General features: G+C 59.7%; 7 protein-coding genes. 5 read left to right on the top strand and 2 right to left on the bottom strand.

Translation table 11 applies throughout. The features are described 5' to 3' along the window. Nucleotides 1–389 precede the first annotated feature (389 nt). A complete protein-coding gene (locus ACXX9E_RS09040; RefSeq protein WP_128614579.1) occupies nucleotides 390–1,883 on the bottom strand; it encodes a CoA-acylating methylmalonate-semialdehyde dehydrogenase in 1,494 nt (497 codons plus the stop codon). Nucleotides 1,884–2,027: 144 nt separating this feature from the next. After that, complete coding sequence (aptA, locus tag ACXX9E_RS09035; protein ID WP_123471149.1) at nucleotides 2,028–3,377, bottom strand: omega-aminotransferase AptA; 1,350 nt, start codon at nucleotides 3,375–3,377, stop codon at nucleotides 2,028–2,030. 138 nt (nucleotides 3,378–3,515) lie between these two features. On the opposite strand from aptA, the gene ACXX9E_RS09030 reads away from it, so the two are divergent. From ACXX9E_RS09030 to ACXX9E_RS09010, 5 genes are all read left to right on the top strand, one after another. Beyond that, nucleotides 3,516–4,436: a LysR family transcriptional regulator gene (locus ACXX9E_RS09030; protein ID WP_123471147.1), complete on the top strand. Its 921-nt coding sequence runs from the start codon at nucleotides 3,516–3,518 to the stop codon at nucleotides 4,434–4,436. 164 nt (nucleotides 4,437–4,600) lie between these two features. Further along, nucleotides 4,601–5,989 (top strand): uracil-xanthine permease family protein, encoded by a 1,389-nt coding sequence (locus ACXX9E_RS09025; protein WP_458555315.1) that lies wholly within the window; start codon nucleotides 4,601–4,603, stop codon nucleotides 5,987–5,989. An 88-nt stretch (nucleotides 5,990–6,077) separates the two neighbouring features. Further along, nucleotides 6,078–6,728, top strand: a complete 651-nt coding sequence (locus ACXX9E_RS09020) for a TetR/AcrR family transcriptional regulator (RefSeq protein ID WP_123471143.1) — start codon at nucleotides 6,078–6,080, stop codon at nucleotides 6,726–6,728. An 8-nt stretch (nucleotides 6,729–6,736) separates the two neighbouring features. Then, nucleotides 6,737–7,318: an IMPACT family protein gene (locus tag ACXX9E_RS09015; protein WP_123471142.1), complete on the top strand. Its 582-nt coding sequence runs from the start codon at nucleotides 6,737–6,739 to the stop codon at nucleotides 7,316–7,318. Nucleotides 7,319–7,859: 541 nt separating this feature from the next. Beyond that, the gene (locus ACXX9E_RS09010; RefSeq protein ID WP_458555314.1) at nucleotides 7,860–9,407 is read left to right on the top strand and encodes an ABC transporter ATP-binding protein; all 1,548 of its coding nucleotides are present in this window, start codon (nucleotides 7,860–7,862) and stop codon (nucleotides 9,405–9,407) included. Nucleotides 9,408–9,412 lie beyond the last annotated feature (5 nt).

Genomic DNA, 9,412 nt, shown 5'->3' with positions numbered 1-9,412 from the left:
AGTTTTCGAAGATTTCCTCAACAACTTCAACCACTTGCGCTTCCGATCTCTCGTTAGCGGGAGGCGAATTCTACAGCGTTACTCGCTGTTGTCAACACCTCTTTTTCTCCGCTTTCGACCGAGAAGATCGAACCGTTGAAAGCGCCAGATCAACCGGCATTTCCAACTCCTTCCAGGCCTCGATGAACTTAAGCAAGTCGCTGTCGAAAACTGCGTAACTCATTGAATCTCAAGGAGTTTTCCGTTTCGACTGCGCCGGAAGTGGGGCGAATTATAGACTTCCAGAATCTGCCGTCAACACCTAATTTCATAATTTTGTCATATCGGTCAAAAAAGCCCGAAAACACGAAGGCCGACCTTTAAAGGTCGGCCTTCGTCATCCCTTCCAGTTACAAGCTAGGGAACGCGAACTGCGAAGCTTCGTGGCTCGCACGCTGTGGCCAACGCTGGGTGATAGCCTTGCGACGCGTATAGAAGCGCACACCATCCGGACCATAAGCATGCAAGTCGCCGAACAGCGAACGCTTCCAGCCGCCAAAGCTGTGGTAAGCCACCGGCACCGGCAACGGTACGTTGACGCCGACCATGCCGACTTCGATCTCGTCGCAGAACAGACGCGCCGCTTCACCGTCACGGGTGAAAATGCAGGTGCCGTTACCGTATTCGTGATCGTTGATCAGTTGCATCGCCTCTTCCAGGCTGTTTACCCGAACGACGCACAGTACCGGACCGAAGATTTCTTCTTTATAGATGCGCATTTGCGGGGTGACGTTGTCGAACAGGCAGCCACCGAGGAAGAAGCCTTCCTCATGACCGGCCACGCTCAGACCACGACCGTCGACCACCAGGGTCGCGCCCGCGGCTACGCCGTCATCGACATAACCGCTGACTTTGTCGCGCGCTTGACCGGTGACCAGCGGGCCCATGTCCAGACCGCACGAAGTGCCGGCACCGATTTTAAGTGCCTTGATCTGTGGAACCAGTTTCGCCACCAGCGCATCGGCCACCTGGTCGCCCACACACACCGCTACCGAGATCGCCATGCAGCGCTCGCCGCAGGAACCATAGGCCGCGCCCATCAGTGCGCTGACGGCGTTGTCCAGATCGGCATCCGGCATCAGCACCGCGTGGTTCTTCGCGCCGCCGAGAGCCTGAACGCGCTTGCCGCGCTTGGTGCCTTCGGCATAGATGTACTCGGCAATCGGCGTCGAACCGACAAAGCTCAGCGCCTTGACTTCCGGCGCTTCGATCAACGCGTCAACGGCAGTCTTGTCACCATGCACCACGCTCATCACGCCTTTAGGCAGACCGGCTTCCAGCAACAGTTGAGCGATCAGCAGGGTCGAACTTGGATCGCGTTCGGATGGCTTGAGAATGAAACAGTTACCGCAGACGATCGCCAGCGGGTACATCCACAGTGGCACCATCGCCGGGAAGTTGAACGGGGTGATACCGGCAACAATGCCCAATGGCTGAAAGTCCGACCAGGCGTCGATGTTCGGGCCGACGTTGCGGCTGTACTCACCCTTGAGAATTTCCGGGGCGGCGCAGGCGAACTCGACGTTCTCGATACCGCGTTTCAATTCACCGGCAGCGTCTTCCAGGGTCTTGCCATGTTCCTCGCTGATCAATTGCGAGATGCGCGCTTCGTTCTGCTCCAGCAGTTGCTTGAAGCGGAACATCACCTGGGCGCGCTTGGCCGGTGGCGTGTTGCGCCACGCCGGGAACGCAGCCTTGGCGGCATCAATGGCTTTCTGGATGGTTGCCTGGCTGGCCAGTGGCAGCTTGTGGATCGCTTGACCGGTAGACGGGTTGAACACATCAACCGCGCGACCGTTCTCGGTCACCAGTTCGCCATTGATCAAATGCGGGATAACGCTCATCGGGGGACTCCTGAATTTTGTACGCTGGGCGCCCGCCAGGGAGCGCCTTCTATATATAGGTAGCTTTGGGTCGGAACCGAACTGCATTGGCGCGCTTCAGTGCACCTTCGCAAGCAAGCTCGGCTCCTACAGGTCATGCGTAAATCAGTCGAGCTTGTTCAGCACTTCGCCAACCGCGTCGAACAGACGATCGAGGTCTTGCGGCTTGCTGTTGAAGGTTGGGCCGAACTGCAGGGTGTCGCCGCCGAAGCGCACGTAGAACCCGGCTTTCCACAGGGCCATGCCGGCTTCGAACGGACGCACGATGGCGTCGCCATCACGATGGGCAATCTGGATCGCACCGGCCAGGCCATAGTTACGGATGTCGATGACGTTCTTCGAACCTTTCAGGCCGTGCAATGCGTTCTCGAAATGCGGTGCAACCTCGGCCACGCTCTGCACCAGGTTTTCCTTTTGCAGCAGATCGAGTGCCGCCAGGCCAGCGGCGCACGCCACCGGGTGCGCCGAGTAGGTGTAGCCGTGCGGGAATTCGACAGCGTATTCCGGGGTCGGCTGATTCATGAAGGTCTGGTAGATCTCGGAGCTGGCAATCACCGCGCCCATCGGGATCGCGCCGTTGGTCACTTGCTTGGCGATGCACATCAGGTCCGGGGTCACGCCAAAGCTTTCAGCGCCGAACATCGAACCGGTGCGGCCAAAACCGGTAATCACTTCGTCGAACACCAGCAGGATGTTGTGCTGATCGCAGATTTCGCGCAGACGCTTCAGATAACCCTGTGGCGGCACCAATACGCCAGCGGAACCGGCCATTGGCTCTACGAATACCGCCGCGATGTTCGAGGCGTCGTGCAGTTCGATCAACTTCAACAGTTCATCGGCCAGGGCGATACCGCCCTGCTCCGGCATGCCACGGGAGAACGCGTTGCTGGCCAGCAAGGTGTGGGGCAGGTGATCGACGTCCATCATCGCCTGACCGAACAGCTTGCGGTTGCCATTGACGCCGCCGAGGCTGGTGCCGGCGATGTTCACACCGTGGTAACCACGAGCACGGCCGATCATTTTGGTCTTGGTCGCCTGACCTTTCAGGCGCCAGTAGGCACGGACCATTTTCACCGCGGTGTCGGCGCACTCGGAACCGGAGTCGGTGAAGAACACGTGGTTCAGATTGCCCGGGGTCAGGTCAGTGATTTTCTCGGCCAACTGGAACGACAGCGGATGGCCGTACTGGAAGCCCGGCGAGTAATCGAGAGTGCCCAGTTGTTTGGCGACAGCTTCCTGGATTTCCTTGCGGGTATGACCAGCACCGCAGGTCCACAGACCGGACAGCGAATCGTAGATCTTGCGGCCCTTGTCATCGAACAGCCAGCTGCCTTCGGCACCGACGATCAGACGCGGATCGCGCTGGAAGTTGCGGTTGGCGGTGTACGGCATCCAGTGCGCGTCCAGCTTCAGTTGGCTGGCCAGTGGCGACGGCGCGTTTTCAGGCATGTTCATCGGGCAAAACCTCGCAGGGCATAAGCGTCAGGGAGATAGAAAGCGTTGTTGCAGCTAAATTGCCACGGCGATAAAGTCGGTGAAATCCAACTTTTCTAACCTTCAGTTAGATCCCTACTAAACAATGAGCGCAACTTTATGAGCAGCCGTCGCCCCGATCCACTGGCTCAGGTCAGTGACTTTGATATTCGCCTGCTACGGATTTTCCGCAGTGTGGTGGAGTGCGGCGGCTTTTCGGCAGCGGAAACCGTGCTCGGCATCGGCCGCTCGGCGATCAGCCAGCAGATGAGCGATCTGGAGCAGCGCCTTGGCCTGCGTCTATGCCAGCGCGGACGCGCCGGGTTCTCGCTGACCGAAGAAGGGCGTGAGGTTTATCAGTCGGCGCTGCAACTGTTAAGTGCACTGGAAAGTTTCCGCACCGAGGTCAATGGCCTGCATCAGCACCTGCGCGGCGAGTTGATCATCGGCCTGACCGACAACCTCGTCACCCTCCCCCACATGCGCATCACCCACGCTCTGGCGCAATTGAAAGAACGCGGGCCGGACGTGCAGATCCAGATCCGCATGATTGCCCCCAATGAAGTCGAACAAGGCGTGCTCGACGGCCGCCTGCATGTCGGCGTGGTACCCCAGGCCAGTGCGTTGTCGGGGCTGGAGTATCAGCCGTTGTACAGCGAGCGCTCGCTGCTGTACTGCGCGGTGGGTCATCCGTTGTTTTATGTCGATGACAAGCAACTGGAAGACCAGCGCCTTAATGACCAGGACGCGATTGCCCCGACGTTTCGTTTGCCGGCGGAGATTCAGGCGCATTACCAGGCGCTCAACTGCACCGCCAGTGCATCTGACCGTGAGGGTATGGCGTTTCTGATTTTGACCGGGCGTTATATCGGTTATCTGCCGGATCATTACGCCAGCCTGTGGGTTCAACAAGGGCGCTTGCGTGCGCTGAAATCGACGACGCGGTTCTACGACCTGAGCCTCGCATCGGTCACGCGCAAGGGCAGGCGCCCTCATTTGGTGCTGGAAAGCTTTCTCGAGAGCCTGGCGGCAACGCGTTGAAAATATAAACCCAGGATCAACCGCTTCGGCCTCGAACAGCAAAATCAAAGGATCGCAGCCTTCGGCAACTCCTGCATTGGAAGGTGTACAACCATAAAGCTGAGCAAGTGGACAGGTTTTTGCAATGAAGGGTGAACTCGATCCCTGAACAAGAAACCAAAACCATGCAGCCAGAATCTGAACCATCCAGCGAACTGATCTACGGCCTCGACGATCGCCCCAACCCCCTGGCCGCCATTCTTGCCGCGCTACAGCACGTACTCGCCAGTTTCGTCGGCATCATCACCCCGCCACTGGTAATCGGCTCTGCGCTTGGCTTGACCGCGCATCTGCCTTACCTGATCAGCATGGCGCTGATGGTGTCCGGGGTCGGCACTTTTATTCAGGCGCGCCGCCCGTTCGGGATCGGCGCCGGGATGATCTGTTTGCAGGGCACCAGTTTTGCGTTTCTTGGCGCGGTGCTCTCGGCCGGGTTTCTGGTCAAGCAACGCGGCGGCAGCCCGGAAGACATTCTGGCGATGGTTTTCGGCGTGTGCTTTTTCGGCGCCGTGGTGCAGATCGTCCTCAGCCGTTTCATTGGCCAATTGCGCCGGGTCGTGACGCCGCTGGTGACCGGGATTGTCATCACCCTGATCGGCATCAGCCTGATCAAGGTCGGCATCACAGACCTGGGCGGTGGTTTCAATGCACCTGACTTTGGTGCACCGGGCAATCTGGCACTGGGGGTGTTCGTGCTGCTGACGATCATCCTGCTCAACCGCTCGAACACGCCGTGGGTAAGACTCTCGGCGATCATCATCGGTTTGGTGCTGGGCAGTCTGGCCGCGTGGTTCAGTGGGAAACTGGTGCCGCAGCCATTGCCTGACTTGCCACTGGTCAGCCTTCCTACACCATTCAAGTTCGGTTTCAGTTTCGACTGGACGGCTTTCCTGCCCGTCGCGCTGATTTATCTGATCAGCACCATCGAAACCGTCGGCGACCTCACAGCCAACTGCATGCTCGCCCGCCAGCCCATCAGCGGCCCTTCTTATATAAGCCGTTTGCGCGGCGGTGTATTGGGCGACGGCGTGAGTTGCTTGATCGCTGCCACCTTCAGTGCCTTCCCCAATACGACGTTCGCGCAGAACAACGGCGTGATCCAGTTGACCGGCGTGGCCAGCCGCTACGTCGGGCTGTACATCGGCGCGATTCTGTTCTGTCTCGGCCTGTTCCCCATGATCGGCGCGGTGCTGCAACAGATTCCGAAACCGGTGCTCGGCGGCGCAACACTGGTGATGTTCGGTGCGGTTGCGGCGGCCGGCGTGCGCATCCTCGCGCAGTCGCCGCTGGATCGACGCAGCATGTTGATCATTGCCACGTCGTTCGGGGTCGGCCTGGGCATCGCAGCGCAACCGAACCTGCTGCACTTGCTCCCGAAACTGGTACAGAACCTGTTCGACTCGGCGATCACCAGCGGTGGCCTGACGGCAATCAGCCTCTGCCTGTTGCTGCCAGAGTCCAAATCGACGACCAGACAAGTGCCGGCGCCACTGAACAAGATCGAACAGGCGTAACGGTTTTATTGCATCAGGACTTGTCGGATCCCTGTGGGTGCGCTATCAACGCAACTGGTTGCACCCACAGACAAACCCGGAAGTGCCTATGACCTTTGAAGTCCCAGCCCACGGCGGCAAACCCGCCAGCCGCATTCGTCAGAAGAACGAAGAGACCATCCTCAAAGCCGCCGAAGACGAGTTCGCCCGTCACGGGTACAAAGGCACCAGCATGAACACCATTGCCCAGAATGCCGGGTTGCCCAAGGCGAACCTGCATTACTACTTCACCAACAAGTTGGGGTTGTACGTGGCGGTGCTGAGCAACATCATCGAGCTGTGGGACAGCACCTTCAACACCCTCACCGCCGAGGACGACCCGGCCGAAGCGCTGACTCGCTACATTCGCGCGAAGATGGAGTTCTCCCGTCGCCAGCCACAGGCTTCGCGGATTTTCGCGATGGAGGTGATCAGCGGCGGTGAATGCCTGAGCGAATACTTCAACCAGGATTACCGCGCCTGGTTCAACGGTCGGGCCGCGGTGTTTCAGGCGTGGATCGATGCAGGCAAAATGGACCCGGTCGATCCGGTACACCTGATCTTCCTGCTGTGGGGCAGCACGCAGCATTACGCTGACTTCGCCACGCAGATCTGTCGGGTCAGCGGACGCAGCAAGCTGACCAAACAGGACATGGAAGACGCCGGCAACAACCTGATCCGCATCATTCTCAAAGGCTGCGGCCTCACTCCTTCTGTATAAGACGTTTTATGCCTTTCACCCTCAGCGGCTTGTGCGAGTACCGCGAAGAGATTCGCAAAAGCCGCTTTATCACCTTCGCCGCACCGATCAGCAGCCCTGCCGACGCGCAGGCGTTCTTCGAGCAACACAGCGACTTGAACGCTTCGCATAACTGCTGGGCGTGGAAGCTCGGCGACCAGTACCGCAGCAACGACGATGGCGAACCCGGTGGCACCGCCGGGCGGCCGATTCTGGCGGCGATCGAGGCGCAGGATTGCGATCAGGTCGCGGTGCTGGTGATCCGCTGGTACGGCGGCATTCAACTGGGCACTGGCGGATTGGCCCGAGCCTACGGCGGCGGCGCGAACAAGTGCCTGCAAAACGCGGAAAAAACCGAGTTGATCAGCCGCGTGCCGCTGCGCTGTGCCTGCGGCTTTGCCGAGTTGCCTCTGGTGAAGCTGCGGGTGGCGGATCTGGGCGGCCTGGTGGTGGAAGAACACTTCACCGCCAATGGTGTTGAATTGCAGCTGGCGGTGGGTGAGGCGCAGATTCAGTTGCTGCAAACGCAGTTGGCGGATTTGAGTCGCGGGCGGATTCTGCTGCAGCGTTAACAGCACGGCTGCGATCTTTTGGGGCGACCCCGAAATGCCTTATTCCCCAGAGTTGCCCACATCCGCTGTGCACCCAACTGTGGATAACCTGAGCACATACCGCTGTAACCCTTCTGTCACGTGGCTTTGCGCGGTTTGTTCACTTTTCGTTCAATCCTCGCAATGAAACGGAAATTTCACGCAGAAACAATTAGTTAGCCGTGTTTATCGCCATTGGAAGAAAGCACCACCGTGCTTATGCCTCGGCGGGAAGCTTGCGCACAAATACTGTGGAGCAACCTGTGGATAACCCGTTCATGGCTGGCGCAGTCGCAGGTTCTGCATAGCTCCCACGCAATTGTTCGTTTTTTGATCAGTTGCCAGCGGGCAAAACTGGAGCCGGATCAACGGCTTTGCTCTGCATTGGTGCCAGGCAACACTGCGATTTGCCGGCGAATGCTCTACCCAAGGTGCCTTGATGCAGCGGCACCGGCGGTTCCTGACTCAATGGCCAGGAAATTGCTTTATCCACAGGCACAACTCCAAGCCAGTCGAGCCTGTCATGCCTATCGCGCCTCCCCTCCCGCGCCTGCAACTGCGCCATATCAGCAAACGCTACCCCGGTTGTCTGGCCAACGACGCCCTCGATCTCACGATCGCCCCCGGAGAAATCCATGCGCTGCTCGGTGAAAACGGCGCCGGTAAGAGCACGTTGATGAAGATCATTTACGGCGTCACCCAGGCCGACGCCGGCGAGATGCACTGGCACGGTCAACGCGTGACCGTGCGCAACCCGGCGCAAGCGCGGCAACTGGGGATCGGCATGGTGTTCCAGCATTTCTCGTTGTTCGAAACCCTCAGCGTGGCGCAAAACATTGCCCTGGCAATGGGCGCGAAGGCCGGCACGCCGAAACAGCTGGAGCCGAAGATCCGTGAAGTCTCACGGCGCTACGGCATGGCGCTGGAGCCGGAGCGACTTGTCCACAGCCTGTCGATCGGCGAGCGACAACGGGTGGAGATTGTGCGCTGCCTGATGCAAGACATTCGTCTGTTGATCCTCGACGAACCGACCTCGGTGCTGACACCGCAAGAAGCCGACGACCTGTTTGTCACTCTGCGCCGCCTTGCGGCCGAGGGCTGCAGCATTCTGTTTATCAGCCACAAACTCGCGGAAGTGCGCGCCTTGTGCCACAGCGCCACAGTGTTGCGCGGTGGCCGCGTGGCCGGGCATTGCGTACCGGCCGAATGCTCGGATCAACAGTTGGCGCAACTGATGGTGGGCGAGGCGGCAGCGTTGATCGGCGACTACCCGAAAGTCAGTGGCGGCGCGGCGTTTTTACAGGTGGCGGGCTTGAACTGGCACAACCCGGACCCGTTCGGCTGCTCACTCAGCGATATCGACGTGCAAGTGCGCAGCGGTGAAATTGTCGGCATCGCCGGGGTGGCGGGCAATGGGCAGGATGAACTGCTGGCCCTGCTCAGCGGTGAGCACACCCTGCCCCGCGCCGAGGCCGCGACGATTCGGTTTGGCGCACACGCGGTCGCCGATTTACGCCCGGATGCACGACGCAAACTCGGTCTGGCATTCGTCCCCGCCGACCGTCTCGGGCATGGCGCGGTGCCGGAACTGAATCTGGCGGACAACGCCCTGCTGACGGCGTTTCAACAAGGGCTGGTCAGCAACGGCTTGATCGCGCGCGGCAAAGTCGAAGCCCTTGCTCAGCAGATCATTCAGCGTTTCGGCGTGAAAACCCCGGATACACAAACCGCTGCGCGCAGCCTGTCCGGCGGTAATCTGCAGAAATTCATCATCGGCCGGGAAATCCTCCAGCAACCGAAGCTGCTGATTGCCGCGCACCCGACCTGGGGCGTGGATGTCGGCGCGGCCGCGACGATCCACCGTGCGCTGATCGCGTTGCGCGATGCCGGTGCGGCGATTCTGGTGATCTCCGAAGACCTCGACGAACTGTTCCAGATCAGCGACCGCCTCGGTGCATTGTGCGGGGGACGCCTGTCAGCCCTGCACAACACGGCGGACACTTTATTGAGCGATGTCGGCGGCTGGATGGCCGGCCAGTTCGACAATTCCCCTTCATCCGCCACGGCTTAACGGAG

The sequence above is a fragment of the Pseudomonas sp. GNP014 genome, from assembly GCF_054344005.1.
Note: the sequence above shows the minus strand (reverse complement) of the source record. Positions and strands in the feature narration are given on the sequence as shown.